General features: G+C 43.5%; 17 protein-coding genes. 8 read left to right on the top strand and 9 right to left on the bottom strand.

Annotated elements, in window-relative coordinates; translation table 11 throughout:
• Window positions 1-76: 76 nt before the first annotated feature.
• Complete coding sequence (gene rnr, locus B6N13_RS08590; protein WP_248280271.1) at window positions 77-2,653, bottom strand: ribonuclease R; 2,577 nt, start codon at window positions 2,651-2,653, stop codon at window positions 77-79.
• A gap of 420 nt (window positions 2,654-3,073) precedes the next feature.
• On the bottom strand, window positions 3,074-3,913 hold the full coding sequence (locus tag B6N13_RS08585; protein ID WP_282434073.1) for a pyruvate, water dikinase regulatory protein: 840 nt from the start codon (window positions 3,911-3,913) through the stop codon (window positions 3,074-3,076).
• A gap of 203 nt (window positions 3,914-4,116) precedes the next feature.
• Here B6N13_RS08585 and ppsA point away from each other — a divergent pair, with 203 nt between their 5' ends.
• The 3 genes from ppsA (at window position 4,117) to B6N13_RS08570 (ending at window position 10,372) form a co-directional block, all read left to right on the top strand.
• Complete coding sequence (gene ppsA / locus B6N13_RS08580) at window positions 4,117-6,513, top strand: phosphoenolpyruvate synthase (RefSeq protein ID WP_169459085.1); 2,397 nt, start codon at window positions 4,117-4,119, stop codon at window positions 6,511-6,513.
• A gap of 1,225 nt (window positions 6,514-7,738) precedes the next feature.
• A complete protein-coding gene (locus B6N13_RS08575) occupies window positions 7,739-8,581 on the top strand; it encodes a PIN domain-containing protein (protein WP_169459084.1) in 843 nt (280 codons plus the stop codon).
• Between the two features lie 108 nt (window positions 8,582-8,689).
• Entirely contained in the window at window positions 8,690-10,372 is a 1,683-nt protein-coding gene (locus B6N13_RS08570) for a hypothetical protein (protein ID WP_169459083.1), read from the top strand.
• Between the two features lie 653 nt (window positions 10,373-11,025).
• Here the strand turns inward: B6N13_RS08570 and B6N13_RS08565 are convergent.
• A complete protein-coding gene (locus B6N13_RS08565; protein WP_169459082.1) occupies window positions 11,026-11,781 on the bottom strand; it encodes an SDR family oxidoreductase in 756 nt (251 codons plus the stop codon).
• Between the two features lie 166 nt (window positions 11,782-11,947).
• On the opposite strand from B6N13_RS08565, the gene B6N13_RS08560 reads away from it, so the two are divergent.
• Together B6N13_RS08560 and B6N13_RS08555 are read left to right on the top strand one after the other, a co-directional pair.
• Window positions 11,948-12,838, top strand: a complete 891-nt coding sequence (locus tag B6N13_RS08560; RefSeq protein ID WP_169459081.1) for an AraC family transcriptional regulator — start codon at window positions 11,948-11,950, stop codon at window positions 12,836-12,838.
• 115 nt (window positions 12,839-12,953) lie between these two features.
• Window positions 12,954-13,676, top strand: a complete 723-nt coding sequence (locus B6N13_RS08555) for a transposase (protein ID WP_169459080.1) — start codon at window positions 12,954-12,956, stop codon at window positions 13,674-13,676.
• Between the two features lie 1,087 nt (window positions 13,677-14,763).
• On the opposite strand, the gene B6N13_RS08550 is transcribed toward B6N13_RS08555, so the two are convergent.
• Window positions 14,764-15,801, bottom strand: coding sequence for an IS110 family transposase (locus B6N13_RS08550; RefSeq protein ID WP_169459079.1), 1,038 nt, complete (start codon window positions 15,799-15,801; stop codon window positions 14,764-14,766).
• 20 nt (window positions 15,802-15,821) lie between these two features.
• Here B6N13_RS08550 and B6N13_RS08545 point away from each other — a divergent pair, with 20 nt between their 5' ends.
• Window positions 15,822-16,583 carry a response regulator gene (locus B6N13_RS08545; RefSeq protein WP_348981531.1) on the top strand — a complete coding sequence of 254 codons (762 nt, stop codon included), beginning with the start codon at window positions 15,822-15,824 and terminating at the stop codon, window positions 16,581-16,583.
• A 25-nt stretch (window positions 16,584-16,608) separates the two neighbouring features.
• Window positions 16,609-17,523 carry a response regulator transcription factor gene (locus B6N13_RS08540; RefSeq protein ID WP_169459078.1) on the top strand — a complete coding sequence of 305 codons (915 nt, stop codon included), beginning with the start codon at window positions 16,609-16,611 and terminating at the stop codon, window positions 17,521-17,523.
• 16 nt (window positions 17,524-17,539) lie between these two features.
• Here B6N13_RS08540 and B6N13_RS08535 read toward each other — a convergent pair whose 3' ends face one another.
• The 5 genes from B6N13_RS08535 to B6N13_RS08515 form a co-directional block, all read right to left on the bottom strand.
• On the bottom strand, window positions 17,540-18,466 hold the full coding sequence (locus B6N13_RS08535; protein WP_169459077.1) for a CysB family HTH-type transcriptional regulator: 927 nt from the start codon (window positions 18,464-18,466) through the stop codon (window positions 17,540-17,542).
• 6 nt (window positions 18,467-18,472) lie between these two features.
• The gene (gene cysA, locus B6N13_RS08530; protein ID WP_169459076.1) at window positions 18,473-19,582 is read right to left on the bottom strand and encodes a sulfate ABC transporter ATP-binding protein; all 1,110 of its coding nucleotides are present in this window, start codon (window positions 19,580-19,582) and stop codon (window positions 18,473-18,475) included.
• 10 nt (window positions 19,583-19,592) lie between these two features.
• Window positions 19,593-20,471 carry a sulfate ABC transporter permease subunit CysW gene (gene cysW / locus B6N13_RS08525; protein ID WP_169459075.1) on the bottom strand — a complete coding sequence of 293 codons (879 nt, stop codon included), beginning with the start codon at window positions 20,469-20,471 and terminating at the stop codon, window positions 19,593-19,595.
• A complete protein-coding gene (gene cysT / locus B6N13_RS08520) occupies window positions 20,472-21,311 on the bottom strand; it encodes a sulfate ABC transporter permease subunit CysT (protein WP_012068684.1) in 840 nt (279 codons plus the stop codon).
• Between the two features lie 213 nt (window positions 21,312-21,524).
• The gene (locus B6N13_RS08515) at window positions 21,525-22,538 is read right to left on the bottom strand and encodes a sulfate ABC transporter substrate-binding protein (RefSeq protein ID WP_012068685.1); all 1,014 of its coding nucleotides are present in this window, start codon (window positions 22,536-22,538) and stop codon (window positions 21,525-21,527) included.
• 168 nt (window positions 22,539-22,706) lie between these two features.
• Between B6N13_RS08515 and B6N13_RS08510 the strand changes: the two genes are divergently transcribed.
• Window positions 22,707-23,144, top strand: coding sequence for a GNAT family N-acetyltransferase (locus B6N13_RS08510; protein ID WP_012068686.1), 438 nt, complete (start codon window positions 22,707-22,709; stop codon window positions 23,142-23,144).
• Window positions 23,145-23,549: the final 405 nt, after the last annotated feature.

Here is a 23,549-nt window from a genome sequence, read left to right as displayed (position 1 = left end):
TAATTTGGGGGGCATACGCCCCCCTTTACTCATCGAAAAAGTTATTCATCTAGCAAGCTTGCTTCAAGACTTCAGATCAGTCTTTTGCTTTTGGCTTAGCATTGCTCTTTTTGGGCTTCTTAGGCTTTTTTGGTTTTTTAGCCGCTGCCGTTGGCTTACCATTTGCCGAAACAGTACCCGACTTTTTCTGTCTGATACGTTTACCCTTAGACGCAGGCGAACGACGTTTTTTCTTCGCCTTACCATCCGACTCTTTACCATCTTTCGATGACTTAGCGTCTTTCGACTTGTCACCTTCTATTTTTTCAGCAGACTTCGGCTTAGGACGACCACCCAATTCAATTGGCGGCAACTGAGCTAATTGCATTTCAAGTTCAGACATGTCATTGCGCTCCACTTTCTTACGTGGTTGACGCGCAGCACTTTCATCCAAACTCAAATCAATCTTGCGTTGCTCCAAGTTCACATTAGACACTCGAACTTTCAACGTATCGCCAAGGCGGAATACTCGACCAGTTCGCTCACCAATAATTGCCTGATGCTCCATGTCATGAACAAAATAATCTTGCCCAAGCCCTGAAATATGCACCAAACCATCAACAAACAAACCTTGCAGCTCAACAAACAAACCAAATGAAGTCACTGCGGTAACAACACCGTCAAACGGTTCGCCCAAGTGCTGTTCAACATACTGGCATTTCAACCACGCTTCTACATCACGAGTCGCTTCGTCAGCGCGGCGTTCAGTCAAAGAACAAGAATCCCCTAAACCATCCATATCCGCATGGGTGTAACCGTAGATTTTACGTTCTTTTAGTTCTGGGCTGCCTGCCACACGATGCGCCTGACGCACAGTTGGGCGGCCTTCACCACGAATCAAATAACGAATCGCGCGATGAACCAACAAATCTGGGTAACGACGAATTGGCGACGTAAAGTGAGTATAAGCTTCATAATTCAAACCAAAGTGGCCCAAGTTATCCGCTTGATATACTGCCTGCGACATAGAACGCAGCATCATTGTTTGAATACTACGAGCGTCTGCACGCTCTTTAATGCTTTCAGACAATGCCGCGTAATCTGCTGGGGTAGGTTTTGTGCCACCCGTTAATTCTAAACCCAGCAAACCAAGGTAAGTACGTAAGGTTAACAAGCGATCGTCTTTTGGTCCTTCATGGACACGATACAATGCAGGTAAATCTGCACTAATCAACAATTCAGCCGCCGCCACGTTGGCACACAACATACATTCTTCAATCAGTTTATGAGCGTCATTACGTTCAACCGGAATAATGTGTTCAATCTTAGAATTCTCGTCGAATACCATGCGGGTTTCGATCGTATCAAACTCCATCGCACCACGTTCATCACGAGCGCCTTTTAATACATGATACAAACCTTTTAAGTCGTCAATGTGCGACACAATAGACGCATAACGCTCACGCAGCTCAATACCTTGCTCTTCTGGCTCGTCATCGATCATCTTAGCGACTTTGCTGTAGGTTAAACGAGCATGAGAACGAATAATCCCTTCATAAAACTTGAAGCCGCGCATCTTGCCTTTCGTAGTCAAGGATACTTCGGCTACCATCGCCAAACGATCTACGTCTGGATTAAGTGAACACAAGCCGTTCGACAATACTTCCGGCAACATAGGAATAACGCGACCAGGGAAATAGACAGAGTTACCACGTACGATAGCTTCTTCATCTAACGCTGTGTCTTTTTTCACATAATGAGAGACATCAGCAATGGCAACAAATAACTTCCAGCCACCCGGCGTTTTTTCACAATATACGGCATCATCAAAATCACGCGCGTCTTCACCATCAATAGTAACAAATGGCGTATCGCGTAAATCAACACGGTGAGCTTTATCTTCTTCCGCCACTTCGGTACTGAAGTTTTTAATTTGCTTTTCAACCGCTGCTGGCCACTCGTTAGGAATTTCATAACGATGCATCGCCACTTCAATTTCCACACCTGGCGCCATAAAGTCGCCAAGGATTTTTTTCACCAAGCCTTGGGCTGGTTTGCCGCGCTCGGCATAAGACACGATTTCTGCTAATACATATTGACCATGTTTTGGTGTTAAACCAGAGTCAGTGGTAATCAGAATGTCTTGCGCGATACGTGGATTTTCTGGTGTAACGAAAGCAGTGCGGCTTTCTTCATAGTAGCGGCCAACCAATTGGCTGTGCTTTCGCTCTATGACTTCAACAACCACACCATCTAAGCGACCTTTAACACTACGTCCAGAAAGACGTACTTTTACTTTATCGCCATCCATCACGTTCTGCATTTGACGGGCAGATAGAAAAATATCGTCATCACTTTGACGCAACAAGAAACCATGACCTTCTTTATTGCCTTGAACGTAACCTTCAATTAGGTCACTTTCTAAAATCGGCGAGTATTCGTCATTTTGGTTGCTGGTCATTTGATTGTCTCGACACATAGCGATGAGACGACGACGGAGGGCTTCGATTTCGTCTTCGCCAGTCAGCGAAAACTCTTTGCATAAATCTAAATGACCCATGCTTTTATTTTGGGTGGCAAGAAACTCTAGAATGAATTCACGGCTTGGTACGGGGTTATCGTACTTAGACGCTTCTCGCTGCATGTGTGGATCGTTAATTTTTTTATTACTCAATGTATTTTTATCCTTGGTTTTTTCAATAAGACGCCCTTTTATAAAATAGAAATATGAACATCTCACTATTTAGAACATTTGCAGTACTCGCTATCACTTCTGATAAGCCATTTCTGACAAGTCACTTCTAATAAGCCACTTTTGCCGAGTCACTGTCGCGCTCAATTAATCATCATTATAGAGCATATTCACCAAATACTCTCGAAGTTAGCGTAGCTCTTAGCATTATCTGCACACTCTCTTCGAGTTAATTTGGTAATTACACAACAAATAGCCCTTATGACTCGATATTTGTCTGTCTTTTACAAGCATTTGTAATGCCATTTTAGCCTAAGCGAAATATTTTCATTACTTAATTGTCTAAATTTCAAGCAAAAACAATGAACCCATCGAATTATCTGATCATTCCGCCAAGCATTTTTATTGCCTATGACGCACCAAATTCATTTCAGCCATCACTTTGGTGGAAATTTCTTCCACAGACAGTTTTGTCGAATTCAAAAAAGGAATGCGTTCTTGGCGATATAAAGACTCCACTTCGTCTACTTCATAGCGACATTGACGAGCCGAGGCATACTTACTTGCCGCCATTCGACCAGTACGAATCTCATGTAAGCGCTGAGCTTCTATGGTTAAACCAAACAGCTTCTTCTTATGATCCTTTAACACCTTAGGCAAACCGGGCGTGGAAAAATCATCTTCAGTGATCGGATAGTTTGCTGCCTTGATACCGTACTGCATCGCCAAATACAAACTGGTTGGCGTTTTGCCAGAGCGAGACACTCCCAGCAAGATAATATCTGCCTCGGCAAAATTCTTCACTGAAGCCCCGTCATCATTCGCCAAAGCATAGTTAATAGCGTCTATTCGACCATCGTAAACGCCCTCTTTCATACCATGAGCTTTTTGTGCTGTCGGCTGAGCCTTGACACCTAAGGCTTGCTCAATCGGCGACAACAAATCACCAAACAAATTGTAACAATGGCAATTACAAGAATCGATAATCTCGCGGATTGCCACATCGGAAATAGTATAAAATACCAGCAAAGCAACACCTTGCTGCACTTCCAAATTGATCTGTTGCTTCAAGCCTTCTGCCCGATCTTTGGTGCCCAAGAAAGGCACACTTTTGGTCTCTACCGCCACATCAAAAAACGACAACATTGCTGACCCAAATACCTCAGCCGTGATCGCTGTCCCGTCTGATACAAAATACACTTTCATGCGTTTTTTCCCATTTTTGTTGTTATCTAACGACATTCGTTTTTTCGATTGAAATAAAACTACATCGAATAATCGATTTTATTCAAAGCAACTACCCTACATACAATGAACTCAGACCAAGCGCTTTGACAAGAGCACACAGCAATTTGATGAGCGTCTGAAGTCCACTTGGCAAACCAGCCATCTTTTGGCCAACCAGCCAAATTCTTTTAATAAGAAAAAAATAATTGGAGTCTCTTGTGAGCAAATTTATTAAGTGGTTTAAAGATCTTCATATGGAAGATGTCGGTGAAGTAGGCGGGAAAAACGCCTCTTTAGGTGAAATGATTTCCAACCTGACAGACCTTGGTATTCAAGTACCTAACGGTTTCGCAACTACTTCCTATGCTTATCAAAGCTTCATCACAGAAAGCGGCCTTGACGAAAAAATCCATCAAGCACTAGACGCATTGGATGTGGACGATGTTCACGCCCTTGCTGAAACTGGCGTAAAGATTCGCCAATGGATTGAAGACGCCACTTTCTCAGCAGAATTTGACCAAGAAATCGAAGCAGCTTTCGCAACACTTTGTGACGACAACGCAGACGATACATCATTTGCAGTGCGCTCTTCTGCTACAGCAGAAGATTTGCCAGATGCGTCTTTTGCAGGCCAACAAGAAACTTTCCTAAACGTGAAAGGCTTGGCAGACATCAAAGCCTCTATCAAACGCGTTTTTGCTTCCCTATTTAACGACCGTGCGATTTCTTACCGCGTTCACCAAGGCTTTGAACACCAAGGAGTGTCTTTGTCCGCAGGTATTCAAAAAATGGTACGCAGTGACATCGGCGCTTCTGGCGTGCTGTTCACTCTAGACACGGAATCTGGCTTTGACGAAGTGGTTTTCATAACTGCCGCTTATGGCCTTGGTGAAATGGTTGTACAAGGCACCGTCAACCCTGATGAATACTACGTACACAAACCAACACTGGCTGCAAACCGCCCTTCTGTTGTTCGTAAGAGCCTAGGCAGCAAAGCACAAAAAATGGAATACGCCGAAGCGGGCAGCGAAGAATTCGTTAAAATCGTTCCAGTCGCTTTGGATGACCAAAACCGTTTTGCACTGACTAACGACGAGATTCAAGATCTTGCTCGCCAAGCCTGCATCATTGAAAAACACTACAAACGTCCTATGGACATTGAGTGGGCGAAAGACGGCATCGACGGCAAAATCTATATTGTTCAAGCGCGTCCAGAAACCGTTCGTAGCCAAGCCAATGCCCAAAGCATGGAACGTTACAATCTAAAGAAAACCTCTCAGGTCATGATCACCGGCCGCGCCATTGGTCACAAAATCGGCACAGGCGCCGTGAAAGTATTGTCCTCTATTACCGAAATGGATCGCATCCAACCGGGCGACGTTCTGGTTACCGACATTACCGATCCAGATTGGGAACCTATCATGAAGCGTGCTTCTGCGATTGTGACCAACCGTGGCGGTCGTACTTGTCACGCGGCGATCATCGCACGTGAACTAGGTATTCCAGCAGTCGTTGGTTGTGGCGACGCAACAGATGTATTGAAAGATGGCCAAATCGTCACAGTCTCTTGCTCGCAAGGCGACATGGGCTTTGTTTACCAAGGCGAACTGCCATTCGACATCATCACCTCTGAAGTCGGCAACATGCCAGAATTGCCAGTAAAAATCATGATGAACGTGGGCAACCCAAACCGCGCCTTCGACTTTGCCATGCTACCAAACGCAGGTATTGGCTTGGCGCGATTAGAATTCATCATCAACCGCATGATCGGCATTCACCCGAAAGCCTTGCTGAACTACGCAGAAATGACACCAGCGCTGCAAGAAGAAATCAACCACCGCATCGCCGGCTACAACAGCCCAGTGGAATTCTACGTCGACAAACTGGTCGAAGGCGTCGCAACGCTGGCTTGCTCTTTCTCTAAAAAACCAGTCATCGTGCGCTTGTCCGACTTCAAATCAAACGAATACCACAACCTTGTTGGTGGTCCGTTGTTTGAACCAGACGAAGAAAACCCAATGCTTGGCTTCCGTGGCGCCGCGCGTTACATCGACGCCTCGTTCCGCGATTGCTTCGCTCTAGAATGTGAAGCCATCCGCCGAGTTCGTAATGAAATGGGCTTAACCAACGTACAAATCATGATCCCATTTGTTCGTACCTTGGAAGAAGCACAACAAGTTACCGAACTGCTTGCGGAACAAGGCTTGGCTCGCGGTCAAAACGGCCTGAAAGTCATCATGATGTGCGAACTACCGTCTAACGCCCTACTGGCTGACGAGTTCCTAGAATACTTCGATGGCTTCTCCATCGGCTCGAACGACTTAACTCAGCTAACACTCGGACTTGACCGCGACTCTGGGTTGATCGCCGACAAATTCGACGAACGTAATCCAGCCGTCAAAAAACTGCTAAAAATGGCGATCACCGCCTGTCGCGAACAAGGCAAATACGTCGGCATCTGTGGCCAAGGCCCATCCGACCACGCCGACTTCGCCGACTGGCTCGTAGCGCAAGGCATCGAAAGCATGTCTCTTAACCCAGACACTGTAATTGAAACTTGGCTACACCTTGATGAAGTATTGAAAAATACCGAATTGAACAACAAAGCCATTTAAAGAAATATTCCCGTTACGTCGCAGTAATACCAGACATGGCGTATCGGGAAAACAGTCTGCGTTTGGTGTTGTGTTTTTAATGCAGCACCAGATCAGAATGCTGTGTAAAAGCAGCACGTGACCTTATCGTAGTCACTCCCTAGTTTTATAGCCCCGCTCTGCGGGGCTTTTTTTTGAATCCCTTCCCCTTTCCTGTAGGTTGGGCTTTAGCCCAACAACCCCAAAACAAATCTAGACACAGCAGCTTCCATTCAAACACTTTGCATTCCCAACCTTTATTCCGCCCTGCTGGGCGGGTAACTTTTGTCTAGCGACACAAAAGTAACCAAAAGGTCGCTTTGTCGGGCTATCGCCCAAACGTCTCATTCACTTTTTTAAGATTGGTTTAGCATGACGATTTTTATCGTAAGGCATAGATTGTTTTGCAGACTTAAGGAAGGGTATTTTTAACGGACTCTGAAACGCCATAGGGTCGCGCAACTTCGTCGCGTCGAACTGACTTCATCGGTGATACCGCTATTTCGTACTTTTGGTTCCATTCAAACACTTTGCATTCCCAACCTTTTATTCCGCCCTGCTGGGCGGGTAACTTTTGCCCAGATCCGCAAAAGTAACCAAAAGGTCTCTTTATCGGGCTATCGCCCAAACGTCTGATTCACTTTGTTTATTATTAAGTTTGGCAAGACGATTTACATCGTAAGGCATAGATTGTTTTTACAGGATTGAGAGAAGATATTTTTAACTGGCTCTGAAACTCCATAGAGTCGCGCAACTTCGTCGCGTCGAACTGACTTCTTGGCTGAATCAGCTCTTTCGTAGGGCGTGATAAGGGAGGCACGACCGTAATCCGCCGCTGAAAGCGAAGCTTTCACTGTAGGTCGCGGCTTTAGCCCGACGCGCAATTCATGTTCCATTCAAACGCTTTTAATTCGTAAAGAAGGCGCCACTGTTTTTCAAAAAAACGGTGAGTCAGATCAAAGAAGCGAAGAAATAAGGCTTGCCAACTGCGTTAAGCCAAAGTAAAAAGAGACAAGAAACAAAGTAAAGATAACGTATTAAAGCTGCCAGCAACCAGAAAATGACAGTAATACACCAAAAACCAACAGGGAAGTCAGATGATAAAAAAAGCAAATCCCATATATAGACAACGCAGCAGTTCAACAGTGGGTTATAGTCGCAGCTACGCGGCTGTATAACCCTTAATTGTTAGGCATCAGGAAGGTTTATGCCAACTAGATACATTATCGATACAAGTGTTTTGCTTCAGCACCCACAAATATTGTCTAGAGCTGGCAATCGGAAACTTGTTATTCCAAGAGCTGTAATGGAAGAGCTCTCTCAAAGGGGGAAAGGGAGCAAATGGGCTGATATCGCGGAGCTAGTCACGTCTTCTGTTCCTACAGGTGTAAAAATTGCTGATGCGCCTGAAAAGCTAAAAAACGATCTTATCCAATCTGATAGAAATGCCCAGCGTCTAAGCGGAGCTGATTTTGACATTGCTCGGATAGCGATCGCTTATGCCGAGGAGCAAAGGATTGATACTCCGTGCGTAGTAACAAACGATAAAGCTTTGGCCTATTTTCTATCTAGTCGCAATATTATGTCTATTACCGGCTCTGAATTTATTGGTGCGAGTAAAGGGGATTCTTTAAATAAAGACATCGAGGACAAAGCAGAGAAAGTTGTTTCATCTCAGAGACGTTACATCTTTATAAGCTTTTTTCTTGGTGTGCTCGCTTCTGTAGCCGGAAACACTGTTTACTCGAATATAGACCTGTTGGTATCCACAATCACTGTTTGGGGAACGATGGTCGGATTGCCTATTCTGGGCTTGGCGTTATTCTGGTATAGAGAAAATTTCCGTCTTTCGTACGGTGCCTTCGAACTCTGCGTCGGTTTAATCATGTCCTATTATGTCTTCTTTCCGACATTTAGCTATTCCGGTTTAGGAGTCACTGAAGGAATCCAAATATTGGGCGGTTTGTATGTAATGGTTCGCGGGTTAGATAATGTTGGCAAAGGTGTAAGTGGTACGAGACTTGAGACTCTTTGGAAAAAGTTGTTCTAGAACCCAAAATGCCTAACAAAGCGCAGCTGTCGGACAAGTTTTCGCGGCGCTATAAACTTGCCGCAGAGCGCGGCGCTATGTGGTCGAAAAAATAAAGGAATTACTTGAATGAAACAAATAATTAGCATGTTGCTTATTCCATTAGCAATCGGCTTGATCATTACGTACTTTGCTTTCAATTTAAATAAGGAATTCGTTGATCTGCGTTACACAATTTCAGAAAAGATTCCCACAAAATATATCGAATCCTCTACAGCTGAAACAGTTCAACAACTAGTTGTAAAAAACAACGGAAACATTCCTGCAGAAAAAATTCAAATAAAAATTACGGGAGAAATTGTAGAATACGATATTCTTAAAAACTCAGTTTCTGACAACGTTGCGGAGCACTATTCAAATGGACATTTTGAAGCTATATATCCGTCTCTTCCACCTGGCGCTCAATTCTCCTACATATTTAAAACAAACGGAATGGGGTTAACCAAAAGCCTTATTGAAATCACACACAATAAAGGTAAGGGGACAGAAGCACTATCAAGCGATGTAGTTTCCACTGCAAGCAAAGTTGGCTATTTTAGCCTTCTAGCTATAATATTTTTTTATTTCGCATTTTTGGTTATTCAAGTGCGCTCAATGGCAATTGACCGTCTTGAATCTCGTGGGAGTTATACAGGTTTTTATGAATATCTTAACAAATCAAAACCATTCTATGTGTCACAGGAAAAATGGAACTCCATTCGAAGAAAGTATATAGAAAAAATGAGCAAAGTTGAGTACTTCCACTCAACTGATATTGAAGAACTCGAAAGTTATAAAATCCTTAATCAAGATAAGCCAGACTATTTATCTGCTGATGAATGGGAGCTAATAAAAGAGAAAACTACGAAATGCTTGGTAGATTTCTTATCATATTCCATTAAGACAAGCAGCCATCTTGATAACCTTTCAAAATATTTCACAATAAAAAAACCCGTCAATTTCCCTGATAATCAATGGAAAGAAGTTACTGAGGACATAAGTAAAAGTTTCATCGTTTCAAAAAAACTTAATGAGCGGTTTTACATAAGCTCTGAAGACATTATCAAAGAATTAAACACTGGCATGCCCGATGGTATGCCACCTATGCATTGTGCGAATTACAAAGAATATTTATTAAAAAGATACTATGAAATTATATACCGAGAAATGCTTCGAGAAAGAGAACCAATAGTATTTTTAAGAGAAGTCGATTTGTCAATTTTGGTGAAGGAACAACAAAATAGCTTAAATGACCTGGCATATAAAATCCAACTCACTAATTTTGACGATATTTCATCAAGTTACGAGGCCGAACATTTTCTAAAAGGAGAGAAGCCTGAATGGATTAACAGTAAGGACCTAGCTAAACTTGTTAAAAGAGCGGAAAAATATATAGATCTTGAAAAATCAATTACTAGATATCAATCCTTATTAGGGGCTCTACACAACATAGCAAATAAGATCCCTTTAAAAGAAAAATCAGATGAAACAATAGAGAATAAAGAGTGGAATGACATTAGAGAACTTGAGTCCAAAACATCAGCTATAGCTATTAAAATCGAAGAAGACAAGGCAGAACTAGAAATTTCCAAAGAAGAAACGCAAGAGCTAAAAAATAAGATACTAAAGCAACTTGAAATTGTGAACAACATCCTTACGGATCCTAATTCTATCGATAGAATAGAACCATATGACAACCCCTTCTCAAAAGGCAATTTTGAGAATCTTCAAAAAATATCTAATTCATTGAAAATAAAAGAAAACATCACATAATCGTGGATATTAGGGCCAGATGAAAAATAGTATCTTTCATCTGGCCCTAAATTCACTAAATTCATTACTTATTGCGATACCATTTACTAGCGCTGTCTTTAAAGAAGCTAATACATTTATTTTCAAAATTGAGAAATAGTATAAAGTTTGACTGTTTGAAAAACGCTCACTCTCTCGCCATGGTTACGGGGTGAGTCTATCGTGCCAGTAGCCGGGTTTTCTAGAATGATGGGCGAAAGCAACGACCGTAATTGTTTGACTACTTGCTGTAGTCACCAAGGAGAAAGGAAACCTTTGAAGAATCAATTTTTTGGCTCCAAACTTGGCAGCTTTACCAATGACCGGTACGAGCGGTGGGTTTAGTTTGCTGAGCTTTGCCGTAGCCTGCTCAAAACTAGTAATGAGCTGCTCTCCCAGACCGGGTATCTCAAGTTCTTACCAAGCAGCGGCTTCGGTCAATTCAAATCAATAGGGTCAGAGTGTTTGATTTTTGGCCTGCTCACGAAATCAAACACTCTGACCCTATTGATACAGATTTCATCAACGTCGTCATATTCTGTGGCAGGTAGGTCTCACTGTTATTTCTCATAGTTAATAAGAATACGCCATAAGTGAATGACGTATTCTTTTCTAAGACGGGATGGTTGTCACTATTAGATTGTCTGGCCGCCTGACACTTCAATGCGTTGCGCGGTGACCCAGCGATTATCCTCGCGCAACAGGCTAGCTACCATCGGGCCAATATCATCAGGAACCCCGACACGGCCAAGCGCAGTCATATCAGCAAACTGAGCATTCACTTCTCTGTTGTCCCGTACAAGCCCCCCACCGAAATCGGTTTCGATGGCACCGGGAGCCACGGTATTGACAGTGATGCCACGTGGCCCAAGTTCTCGGGCCATATAAATACTCAGAATCTCTACAGCCGCTTTTGCTGCAGAATAAGCTGAAAACCCAGGATAAGAAACGCGTGTCAGCCCTGAAGAGAAATTAATAATTCGTCCGTCATTGGCCAGCAACGGCAGAAGCGTTTGCACCAGAAAAAATACCCCTTTAACATGGACATCAAACAATCCGTCAAATTGTGTTTCCGTGGTATCTGCCAGCATAGCAAACTCGCCATGGCCAGCATTATTTACCAAATGGTCGAATGTGTCGCGACCCCAGACTTCTGAAAGCTGGGTGCGCAGCACGTTAGCAAATGCTGGGAAACTTGCGCTGTCGCCCAGGTCCAGCTGCACTGCAACTGCTTTGCGTCCCAGAGACTGAACTTTAGTCACAACCTCTTTAGCCTGGGCTTCGTTGCCTCTGTAGGCCACGATAACGTCCCCGCCACGTTCAGCGATGGAGATAGCGGTATTGCGACCCAGGCCACGATTAGCACCGGTTACGAGAGTAATTTTGCTCATTATATATTCCTTACTGTTACTGATTTTCGGTCCACATATAGTAGGGAATTCTTAGAGAGCTACGTTGCCTGAAATTAGGCATTTTTTGCCTAATAGTATTTTTATGATGTTTTAAATAGCGAATTAAGCCAAAATAGCGCTGAAAATTCTAGCCTAAAAAAGTGACATGAATAACGAACTTCTGAATCTTTGCCGACGTTATGCCGATATTCACGCAGATCATAACGGTGTTGCTGCCTCGCCTGTAGCTGGGCTAACTATTGTACGCTCCTTGCGCCCGGGAGAATTACAGGTGGCGATATCCAAGCCACTTGTTGCCATACTACTTCAAGGGTGCAAACGCGTCACAACCGGTTTGAACAATTTTGAATATGGCCCCGGTGAAGCGATGATTATATCCGCGGATATTCCAACCGTTAGCCAGATAACAAAAGCCAGCGCTGGCGCGCCGTACTACTCACTGGTGCTGGAGTTGGATATTGAGACATTGCGTGAACTTCAGGCAGCGATGCCGGTTGAAATTCACGACACCGCAAACAGTATTCACGTGGAACCTATCCTTAGCGATGTGGCAGATACCGCATGCCGACTAGTAAGGCTGTTCAACGAACGCGAAGCATTGAGCATCCTCGGCAAAGGTCTTCTACGTGAGTTGCACTACTGGTTACTTAGAAGTGAGCACGGGGAAGCGGTCAGAGCCCTTGGCGTGGTAGACAGTCATGCAGCGCGAATCAATCGAGCGATAGCAATATTGCGTCGTGACTTTATGCACCCAATTAAAATCAGAGAACTTGCCAGCACAGCAGGCATGAGTGTGTCTGTATTCCATAAACATTTTAGAACATTCACCACGCTAACCCCGTTGCAGTTTCAGAAACAGCTCCGCCTCATCCACGCCAGAAATCAGATGCTATCAAAAGGGGTTACTATCTCTCACGCAGCTTCAGCTGTTGGTTATAGCAGTATTTCGCAGTTCACACGCGAATATGCAAGAATGTTTAACGTTCCACCGGGGCGAGATATCAAACGGCTAAAGTCCAGCATTCTCCATGAGTAAGCCGCTAAAGTGCCTGCGATGAAATCAGCTAAAGCCTGAATCAATAGGGTCAGAGTGTTTGATTTTAAATAAAGGGATTAAATTAATTCGATATTTATTCTAGCAAGGATTGCTTATGGCACGTTTACCAAGATTGTTTATCAAAGGTTGTCCCCAGCATCTCATTCAACGGGGTAACAATCGTCAAGCTATTTTCTTTTCTGATGAAGATTACACCGTTTATTTAGCTAAACTCAAAGACTTCTCCAAGCAATATGAAGTAAGCGTTCATGCGTATGTCTTGATGACGAATCATGTTCATTTATTAGTTTCGACCGAACATGAGGGTGCCATCAGTAAGATGATGCAATCGATAGGGCGTTATTATGTTTTATACATCAATAAAAACTATCAACGAACAGGCTCTTTATGGGAAGGACGGTATAGATCAACCATTGTCGATAGTGATAATTATTTATTAACGGTAATGCGTTATATTGAGATGAATCCTGTGAGAGCAGGCATGGTAGAGCATCCAGCAGAATACCCTTGGTCGAGTTATCAAGCTAATGGAGTTGGGAAAGTTATCGAGTTGCTCACGCCACATGAACGATACATAAAATTAGGTGAAAGCAATACTAAAAGGCTTCAACGGTATGTTAGATTGTTTGATGACTATCTATCAGACAACACTATAGAGTTGATTAGAACGGCAACGAATAAAGCATGGGTTTTGGGTAGTGAGCGTTTTAAGCGAGAAATTGAAACTCAGGTTAATAGACGAATAGAGCCAGCTAATCGTGGTGGTGACAGAAAATCGGAGAAATTTCGTGAGCAGGCCAAAAATCAAACACTCTGACCCTATTGATTCATGAGTATAAAGAGTCACATAGCTGCAAATAAGTCTCGTCTCATTGTCAGTGCACTATTTGGGCTTATTGCTGGCTCTTTAATAATGTATGTATCTTGGCAGCACAACTCCCAATGTGAAATACATTGTGAGGGCGTAGTGTATTGGGGCTATTGGTTTTCGTTGGGTGCGTTTGCTTTTCTACCAGTGTTTTTGGTTATATTCGTACTGTCTTGGGTTTTCGGCTATGTCAAAAACACATAACAAAGCGTTCAAACTCGTTCCGGGCCTTCGGCCCTACACTGGACAGCCAAAGCTGCGCTACTTTTGTGCATTTGCTTCGCAAATTATCGCACAAAAGCATCACAACTTTGTCTGCCGTTTAACGCGGCGTTATAAATCAAAAGTGAGCCTTGAAGTTTTTGGAGTAATTACCCCAGATAATAATTAAACTTATTTGTCTGACCATAATGCCCAACGGCGCATCACACTCCGCTCATGGTGCCCTACGCTTTTACTCTCCATCCAACAAAACCTGTTCACGGGTTTTATGTTGGGATATTAGGGTCAGATGAAAATTAAACACATTACTCAATTTGCTGGCGCTGTCTTTAAAGAAGCTAATACATTTATTTTCAAAATTGAGAAATAGTATAAAGTTTGACTGCTTTAAATAACGCTCACGCTCTCGCCATGGTTATGGGGTGAGTCTATCGAGCCAGTAGCCGGGTTTTCTAGAATGATGTGCGAAAGCAACGACCGTAATTGTTTGACTACTTGCTATAGTCACCAAGGTGAAAGGAAACCTTTAAAGAATCAATTTTTAACAATTAGGATCAGATAAAAATTAAACATGTTTAGGCACATCACGCTTCGCTTATGTGGACTCCCCCTTGTCAACAACATTAAAGATCAATTAAAGAATAAATGCGTGCTTATGTACGAGCTCTAATTGGGGAAGCTATCCCAGGCTCTATGATATTTACGCGAACTTGTTGTCAAATCTCATGGACGAGCTAACGGCTCTAAGCGAAGCACTGACTAAACAAGCTGATTTTCATCTTTTATTGAGCATTATTGTTGTTTAACAACTCTTTTAAACAGCCAAAAGCTCTGCTTTATATTCTGTACCATTTGCCAACATAGCAAAGGCCGTTCGTACCGTTTTGTTGGCTAACGCGACAGCAGCACACCGTTTTCCTTTGCGCTCAACCATTTGCTGTATCCATAAGTCTTTTTTCGTTTTTGCAGGACGTTTAGTCGCTTGATTAACCGCCGCCATCGCACCACTGACTAAGCAACTTCGAATGCTACTGTTTTTAACATGCTTACCGATAGAGCCCAATTTCACTTTTCCCCCTGAAGAATGTTGGATGGGGGTTAAGCCAATACAAGCAGAAGCATCTCGACCTTTATTAAAGGTCCCCATTTCCCCACAGCCTAGAGCAATATAAAGATTAATGGCGTTCAATGGGCCAACACCTTCGATAGCTTGTAACGCTTTACAAGCTGGATGTTGGTTTGCTGCTTTTTCTAGGCACAAATCATACTGCTGTATCGATTCAATACAGAGCAAAAGTTGTTGCCACGCCATATGTAATGCTTGGCGAAAAACCATCGAAAAGCCATTTTCAGCATCTTCCAGAACCGATTGAACGACGCCGTTTAAGCCACCTTGGCTGGGTGATACCCTAATATTAAACTCTAATAACAATGACTTAATTTGATTTTGCATGGCAACTTTATGTTTTACAGCAAGTTCTCGTAATCGAACTAAGGTTTGCAGCTCTTGCTGTTCTTTTGATTTACCGTTGATAAATGAAACGTCTAAAAGTTGAGCTGCCTGAGCAACAGCCAAAGCATCATTTTTATCCGTTTTTTGATTTTGTCTCACCGTGGCAACCAGTTTGGCAGAAATAATTTGAGCGTCATGCCCATATTTCAATGCAGATTGCTTCCAATAATTTGATGTGCTGCATGCCTCAAATACAATCGTCATAGATTTTGAGGAAGCCAACCAAGAAGTAAATTGTGACGGTGTCATTGCCTGATTAGACTGCACCTTGTTGCGTTTAGAGACGCAAACTTGAATTTCTTCTTTTGCTAAATCAACACCTGTGATTATATTGTGCATGTTGGACTCCATAATATTTTGTGTGTGAGAGCCAAAATATTAACCCAGCTCTAGGAGTTGGGGGAGTCCAATTATCTTATGAATACAAACGCATCGTGAGTTATCGTGGCTATCAGCGTACTCTGATGGTGGTGGATGATGATCCTGTGGTGCGTGGTTTGTTGTCTGATATTCTCGTGCCGCTTGGTTTTAATGTGTTGGAAGCCGCCGATGCTGAAAGCTGCTTGGATGAGCTAGAGTCCTGCTCACCAGATTTATTTGTCTTAGATGTGTCGATGCCCGGAATGGATGGTTTGAGCTTGGCTAAGCTGTTACGAGATCGCGCTTACAGCACCCCGATTATTATGTTGTCTGCCGATGCCAAAGAAAATCAACGTAAGCCTGACGAGCAAGCGGCGTTTAATCAGTATTTAGTCAAACCGGTGAACAACAGTGCTTTGTTAGATGCGATTAAAAACTGGCTGGTGCTGGATTGGGTGTATCAAGAAACAGACTCTGATTTAGTTGTCCCGATTGCTATTGAGAAGCTTTCGAGCAGCAGTGAAAAAACGGATCAGATCGTGTTAGATGGGCAACAACCAGTCGCCATTCCAGACCATGAAAGTGTGCGCGAGTTGATGGCGTTCGCGGAAATGGGTTACAAAAAAGGCGTGCGTGGCGTGTTGGACCAGTTGGCTAAAACAGACGTGATTGCTCCGAGGCATTTGCAGCAATTAGAGAGCTTGTATCAAAGTTTTCAGTTCGATGCGATTGCTCAGTATATACAGCAACATTCTTCATAATGAGCTCTATAAAGTGGAACCAGTGATGATAACCCCAAGCAATAAAAGTGACATTGTATTAGTGGTCGACGACTCACCAGATGCGTTGAGCCTAATTCATGACACCTTGGAAGCGGCTAATATGGATGTGCTTGTCGCCCTTGAAGGAAAACAAGCCTTAACCATCGCCCGACGGATTCGTCCTGACATTATTTTGCTCGATGCCATCATGCCGAATATGGATGGTTTTGAAACCTGTCGAGCGCTAAAAGCCGACCAAAGCTTGGCGTCGATTCCGGTTATTTTTATGACAGGTTTGAGTGATACCGATGATATTGTGCGCGGTTTAGAAGCAGGTGGAGTGGATTATCTCACTAAGCCAATTCAACCTAATGAGCTTATTGCTCGCATGCGTGTGCACTTGTCTAATGCTCGTTTGAGCAACAATGCACAATCAGCACTTGATAGTATGGGACAGTATTTAATGACGACAACCTATGCAGGGGAAATTGCTTGGGCAACGCCGCAAACTTATGCCTTGCTTGCCAAAGCACGCGCCAGCACAGAATGGCAAGCTACGGAACTGGCCTTGCAAATACGTCTTTGGTTAGCTCATCAACCTGTGGTGGGTAACCTGTTGAAACTTAGCGGTTTGGAATATCCTCTGGCACTGAAAATGATGGGCGTCACCGAGCAAAAAGAAGTGCTGTTAAGGTTGGAAGATGGCGATAAACCGACGGGCCCTGCTTTACTAAAGAAAGAACTGGATCTAACTGATCGCGAGTCAGAAGTCTTGCATTGGATCGCCAACGGTAAAACCAACCGAGAAATCGCGGAAATTCTCGAAATGAGCCCGCGTACAGTTAACAAGCATCTAGAGCAAATTTTTCCAAAACTTGGTGTCGAAAATCGTACTTCAGCCGCTGGTGTAGCGCTGCGAGTCTTGTCGGCTGAGCACTAATTTAAAGGGGCGTTAGCTATTCGGGCTTTATCTCTGCATTTATCACGTCGGTGGTTAAGCTGTCTGCGCATAAATGAATGAAGTCATAGGCGTATTGGCGTAAATAATGCCCTCGGCGTAAGCCAATTTTACTCCAGCTCGGTTCGAATAAATGTTGTGATGGTAATATAACCAGATCTGTATCGCGTTTTTCATCGTAGGCGACGGAAGCAATAATCCCCACGCCCATGCCCAATTCCACATACGATTTGATGACGTCCGCATCTAACGCTGACATGTCGATATTCGGTTTTTCTCCCGCATGCCGAAAGGCTTTTTCGATATTGGCTCGACCAGTAAACCCATCGTGATAGGTCACTATCGGATAAGCGTTGATGGCTTTTAATGTCAGTGGTTGTGGATGCTGATTCAATGGGTGATCTTTGGGCACGACGACGGTGTGCGTCCATTGATAGTAAGGGAAGCTCGCCAATTCGGCGATGTCGCCCAGTGTCTCTGTGGCAATGCCAATGTCGGCTTCGCCGGCGAGTAACAGCTTGGCAATTTCGCTTGGACTACCTTGATGTAACTTCAAATGGACTTTTGGGTACTTTTGCTTAAATAAGGTGATTACCGCAGGTAGGATATATCGCGCTTGAGTGTGAGTAGTGGCGATGGTGAGTTCGCCACTGTCGTTGTCGCGATAGTGATCTGCTAAGTTTTTGATGTTGTTGGCATCCAACAGAATCCGCTCGGCAATTTTGATTAATTCTTTACCCGGCTCGGTGAGTCCGAGCAGTCGTTTGCCTTTTCTAACAAACAGCTCAACTCCTAGCTCGTCTTCTAAATCTTTGATGTGTTTAGAAACACCCGATTGCGACGTGAAAAGGTGGTTGGCCGCCTCCGTCAGATTGAAATCCTGTCTGACGGTTTCTCGCAAAATACGTAATTGCTGAAAATTCACTGGTCGTTATCCTTGTTGTTCGCTAAGTCGTTGGGCTTGTGCTGATGTTTCTAGTTCTCTTGGGAAGAGCGCTAAAGCCGAGGGAACCAATTTGACCATTTGTCCAATGTGTAGAGGTTGAGTTTTTCGTTGTTGCTGAGACAAATGTACCTCGTAATGTTGTCCCGAACTTTCGTTGAGACCGTCTAGTTCTACTTTGGTTTCGATACCAAAGGATAATACACGGCTTATTCGTGCAGATACGCCTTCGTGATGGTTATTATCGACGATTTTTAATTCATGGGGTCTGGCAAAGGCAAATACATCTTCGGCATACCCATAAGGCTCATTATGGTGGCGCAATTGTTCATTACCAACTTGTAAGTGCTCTTGCTCTGCGCGGCCATGAAATACGTTCACCGAACCTAAAAAACTGTAGACAAACGGCGTCTGTGGGTGATTGTAAACCGCTTCTGGTGTGCCGACTTGTTCTACTTTGCCGTGATCCATTAAGACCACTCGATCAGCGACTTCTAAGGCTTCTTCTTGGTCATGGGTGACAAAAATAGAGGTGATATGCAGCTCGTCATGGAGTTTTCGCAACCAACGGCGTAGCTCTTTTCGTACTTTTGCATCTAAGGCGCCAAAGGGTTCATCTAGTAGCAATACACGTGGTTCTACTGCTAAGGCTCTCGCCAAGGCGATACGCTGACGCTGGCCGCCAGATAGTTGTGCAGGGAAACGGTCAGCCAGCCAATCTAATTGTACAAGGTGCAATAAGCTGAGTACTTTTTCGCGTATTTTTGACTCAGACGGACGTTGTGCTTTAGGCTTCATTCTTAAACCAAAGGCGACATTGTCGAAAATCGTCATGTGCTTGAATAAAGCATAATGCTGGAAAACAAAACCGACCTGACGATCTCTTACATGCGTGTTTGAGGCGTTTTCTCCGTCCAAAATAATATCACCATGATCGGCTTGTTCTAATCCGGCAATTATTCGTAATAACGTGGTTTTGCCGCAGCCAGATGGCCCAAGTAACGCCACTAATTCGCCTGATGGAAAGTCCAGTGATATATCGTTAAGGGCGGTAAATTCGCCAAATTGCTTGTGTATGTTATTTACGTTGATGCTCATATATCACCTATTATCCATTCGTTCTTTTGCTGATTTTATGTTCGACATAGCTTTTGATGACCAAGGTCAGCAAGGCTAATAAAGCCAATAAAGACGCCACTGCGAAAGCCGCCGAGAAGTTGTATTCGTTGTAAAGAATTTCCACATGTAAGGGCAGGGTGTTGGTTTCGCCACGAATATGACCAGACACAACGGATACCGCGCCGAACTCACCCATGGCTCTGGCGTTACAGAGAATTACGCCATACAACAGGCCCCATTTGATATTCGGTAAGGTCACGTACCAAAAGGTTTGCCAGCCTTTCGCACCCAGCACAATGGCTGCTTCTTCTTCCTCTTTGCCTTGTGCTTGCATGAGTGGAATCAGTTCCCGCGCGACAAATGGAAAGGTCACAAATATGGTGGCCAGCACAATGCCCGGTAAGGCGAAAATAACCTTAACGTCGTTGGCGATTAACCATTCGCCAAACCAACCATGAACACCAAATACCAATACCAAACTTAAACCAACAATGACCGGCGAGATGGAAAAAGGCAGATCAATAAAGGTGATTAAAATCTGTTTACCTCTAAACTCAAATTTTGTGATGGCCCACGCGGCTGCCACGCCAAAAAACAGATTAAGCGGCACTGATATCAGCGCGGCGGTTAGTGTAAGAGCAATGGCGGACAGGGCATCAGCATCCGTAAATGCAAGCCAATAAGTTTCTAATCCTTTGCGCAAGGCTTCAGTGAAGACAGCGATTAACGGCAATAATAAAAACAGCGCAAAGAAGCTTAATGAGATTCCTAGCAGTAAGTATTTTACCCAGTTGGGTTCACGTGTTGCGGCGTTCTTTTCAAAACGTGTTGTTTGTGAAGCGTGCGTTTGTATAGCAAGTGTGCTCATTTAAGCGTTCCTTCCTGTTTGTTTGGCTGTCCATGACTGCAATAAATTAATCAATAGCAATAAGATGAATGACACAATTAACATGACGGAAGCGATAGCTGTCGCGCCTGTGTAGTCGTATTGCTCTAGCTTGCTGATGATCATTAAGGGCGTGATTTCGGACACCATAGGAATGTTACCGGCAATAAAAATAACCGAGCCGTATTCGCCCACCGCACGGGCAAAAGCTAGGGCAAAGCCCGTCATGATGGCGGGTAACAAGACTGGTAGAACTACATAGTGACAAGCTTGCCAACGACTCGCACCTAGGCTTGACGCGGCTTCTTCCAATTCGGTATCAATTTCTTCCAACACGGGCTGTACTGTTCTCACCACAAAAGGCAGGCCGATAAACACCAACGCAATCAAAATACCAATCGGTGTAAAAGCCACCTTAATGCCAAAATAACCTTCAATGATTTGTCCAAGCCAACCGTTTTGTGCGTATAAAGCGGTTAAGGCGATACCAGCAACCGCAGTAGGCAAAGCAAAAGGCAAGTCGATTAAGGCGTCGACGATGCGTTTACCGGGAAAGGAATAACGTACTAAACACCAAGCCAGCAACACGCCGAAGACGGCATTAATGGCAGCCGCTAAAAATGATGTGCCAAATGACAATTGATACGACGCCATCACTCGAGGTGAGGTGACGACTTGCCAATATTCAGACAGGCTTAACTGACTGGTGAAGATAAAAATTGCGCTGATGGGAACCAGTACAATGAGGGATAAATACACCAAGGTGTAACCCAGAGATAAACCAAATCCGGGTAACACCGAAAATTGACGAAGCGTGTTCATTACTGACTCCAGAATGTCTAAAGTCTGTAGTTTATGGAGATGGTTTATGCAGCAGAACTAAGAATAAATGGGAAGCTTATGAAGAAAAGTGATTTAGCTTTTCTTGTACAACGGTCTCGTAAAAGTAAAACGTTAAATGCAAAACGGACGCTGATGACGCGTCCGTTTTGCATTTATGGTTACGAGATTAAGAAGTTAGAAGGCGATTGGCTTTTATTTAACGGTATAGATCTGGTCAAACTCCCCACCATCACTAAAATGAGTTTTCTGTGCTTGCTGCCAGTTGCCGAATTTTTCTTTGATAGTAAACGTTCTAACGTTTGGAAAACGCGCGATGTCCTCAGGATCTGCCAGTGCTGGCAAGACGGGACGATAATAATGTTTGGCCGCTAAACCTTGTGCTTTGGGTGAATATAAATAGGCTAAATAAGCTTCTGCTACGGCTTTTGTGCCATGTTTTTCAGCGATTTTATCTACCACAGTAACTGGCGGCTCCGCCAAGATAGATACCGATGGCACGATAATTTCAAATTGTTCTGGGCCTAGTTCATTAATGGCTAGAAAAGCTTCATTTTCCCAAGCTAGCAATACATCGCCTATGCCACGTTGAACAAAGGTATTGGTTGCGCCACGAGCACCGCTGTCCAACACAGGGACATTTTTAAACAGCTGTTTAATATAATCTTTGGCTTTTTCCTCACTGCCGTACTTTTCTTCTGCGTAGCCCCATGCCGCTAAATAATTCCAACGAGCACCTCCAGAGGATTTCGGGTTCGGTGTGATGACTTGGATACCGGGTTTGACCAAATCGTCCCAGTCTTGGATGTTTTTAGGATTGCCTTTTCGAACTAAGAAAACGATGGTTGATGTATAAGGCGCGCTGTTGTTGGGGAGTTTTTTCTCCCAATTTGGATCTATGTTGCCAGTTTTTTCGGCAATCGCGTCGATGTCGTAGGCCAATGCTAACGTCACTACATCAGCTTGCAGGCCATCAATCACTGCACGAGCTTGTTTGCCTGCGCCACCATGGGATTGTTTGATCGTTACGTCATCACCAGTACGCTGCTTCCAATAGTCGATAAATAGTGGGTTAAACGCCTGATAAAGTTCCCGTGTTGGGTCATAAGACACGTTGAGCAAGGTGATGTCTTTTGCAATAAGCTGTTGGCTAGCCACCGTAGCACTAATAATTAAGGGCAATATACTGAGTCGTTTTTTAAAAGTCATTTTCTGTTTTCCTTGATGAAATGAGGTCTAGCCTGAGGTGTTAAAGACAAGGAAAGGTTAAGTAAACAGTTATACAAACAAAACCAATTTAAAATGGATTGTTTATACGAAAAAATGCTAAATAATATCTTTGACGTAGCACTAGCTAACTTTAAAGGAGTCTGAATAATGTCCGTTGAGCAATCCACAGAACTGGCTATTACATATAAGGTAAATCAGGCGATTACGGCGGCTCAGTTTATTGAGCTGCTGTCGAAAACTACACTGGGCGCGCGTCGTCCTATTGATAATTTAGAGACCGTAAACGCGATGCTGGAAAATGCTAATTTGTTGATTACAGCATGGCAGGGGGAAGCTCTGGTGGGGGTGTCTCGTTCGGTGACGGATTTTGCCTTTTGTTGTTATTTATCGGACTTGGCGGTGGATGAGTCTGTGCAGGCATCTGGTATTGGTAAAACCTTGGTGCGAATGACCAAGGAAGCGTTGCAGCCTAAGTGTTCTTTAATTCTTTTGTCTGCTCCTCAGGCGGTAGATTATTACCCTAAAATTGGTTTTACCCAGCATAACAGTGCATGGGTGTTAACGGATATCCAATCTTTAAAGTAAACATAATCGATAGGTTCTTGAATTACATAAAGAATAAAAGATATGCTTTATGTGATCTTTTGTTATGTTTTAATGACAGTTTTTTGCAAATTTTCATCAATTTACACACAAACGCTTGAACGAGATAAGAATGTTCATGATGCCTTGTGTGCATTGTTTTGAGTCATTTTTCTTTTTATTATGAGGTCCTGTTGAAGGCCTTTAGATCTTAAATATATCGTCTAATCTATCGAATGGACTCCCTTCAAACCTTTTGGATTTCGCGAGTTTGGTAAAGCTTTACCAGACTCGACAATGAACCTGTTCTCTATCTTACTTTGTAGTTTTTTCTATTTTTTAAGTAGCGTCAGTAGCCCTTTTTTAGGGTGATGTTTCTTTAAATCGCTAAAGATTCATTCTGTACTT

Source organism: Marinomonas sp. UCMA 3892 (genome assembly GCF_012726345.1).
Taxonomy (GTDB): Bacteria; Pseudomonadota; Gammaproteobacteria; order Pseudomonadales; family Marinomonadaceae; genus Marinomonas.
The sequence above is the reverse complement of the archived record's forward strand: the minus strand, read 5'-3'. Positions and strand labels throughout refer to the sequence as shown.

Coding starts and splice junctions, on each gene's coding strand:
- B6N13_RS08510 (WP_012068686.1), top strand. CDS start 22,707: ATGTCCGTTGAGCAATCCACAGAACTGGCTATTACATATAAGGTAAAT.
- B6N13_RS08565 (WP_169459082.1), bottom strand. CDS start 11,781: ATGAGCAAAATTACTCTCGTAACCGGTGCTAATCGTGGCCTGGGTCGC.
- B6N13_RS08585 (WP_282434073.1), bottom strand. CDS start 3,913: ATGTCGTTAGATAACAACAAAAATGGGAAAAAACGCATGAAAGTGTAT.
- B6N13_RS08540 (WP_169459078.1), top strand. CDS start 16,609: ATGATAACCCCAAGCAATAAAAGTGACATTGTATTAGTGGTCGACGAC.
- cysW (WP_169459075.1), bottom strand. CDS start 20,471: ATGAGCACACTTGCTATACAAACGCACGCTTCACAAACAACACGTTTT.
- B6N13_RS08515 (WP_012068685.1), bottom strand. CDS start 22,538: ATGACTTTTAAAAAACGACTCAGTATATTGCCCTTAATTATTAGTGCT.
- B6N13_RS08560 (WP_169459081.1), top strand. CDS start 11,948: ATGAATAACGAACTTCTGAATCTTTGCCGACGTTATGCCGATATTCAC.
- cysA (WP_169459076.1), bottom strand. CDS start 19,582: ATGAGCATCAACGTAAATAACATACACAAGCAATTTGGCGAATTTACC.
- cysT (WP_012068684.1), bottom strand. CDS start 21,311: ATGAACACGCTTCGTCAATTTTCGGTGTTACCCGGATTTGGTTTATCT.
- B6N13_RS08550 (WP_169459079.1), bottom strand. CDS start 15,801: ATGCACAATATAATCACAGGTGTTGATTTAGCAAAAGAAGAAATTCAA.
- B6N13_RS08555 (WP_169459080.1), top strand. CDS start 12,954: ATGGCACGTTTACCAAGATTGTTTATCAAAGGTTGTCCCCAGCATCTC.
- B6N13_RS08570 (WP_169459083.1), top strand. CDS start 8,690: ATGAAACAAATAATTAGCATGTTGCTTATTCCATTAGCAATCGGCTTG.
- B6N13_RS08575 (WP_169459084.1), top strand. CDS start 7,739: ATGCCAACTAGATACATTATCGATACAAGTGTTTTGCTTCAGCACCCA.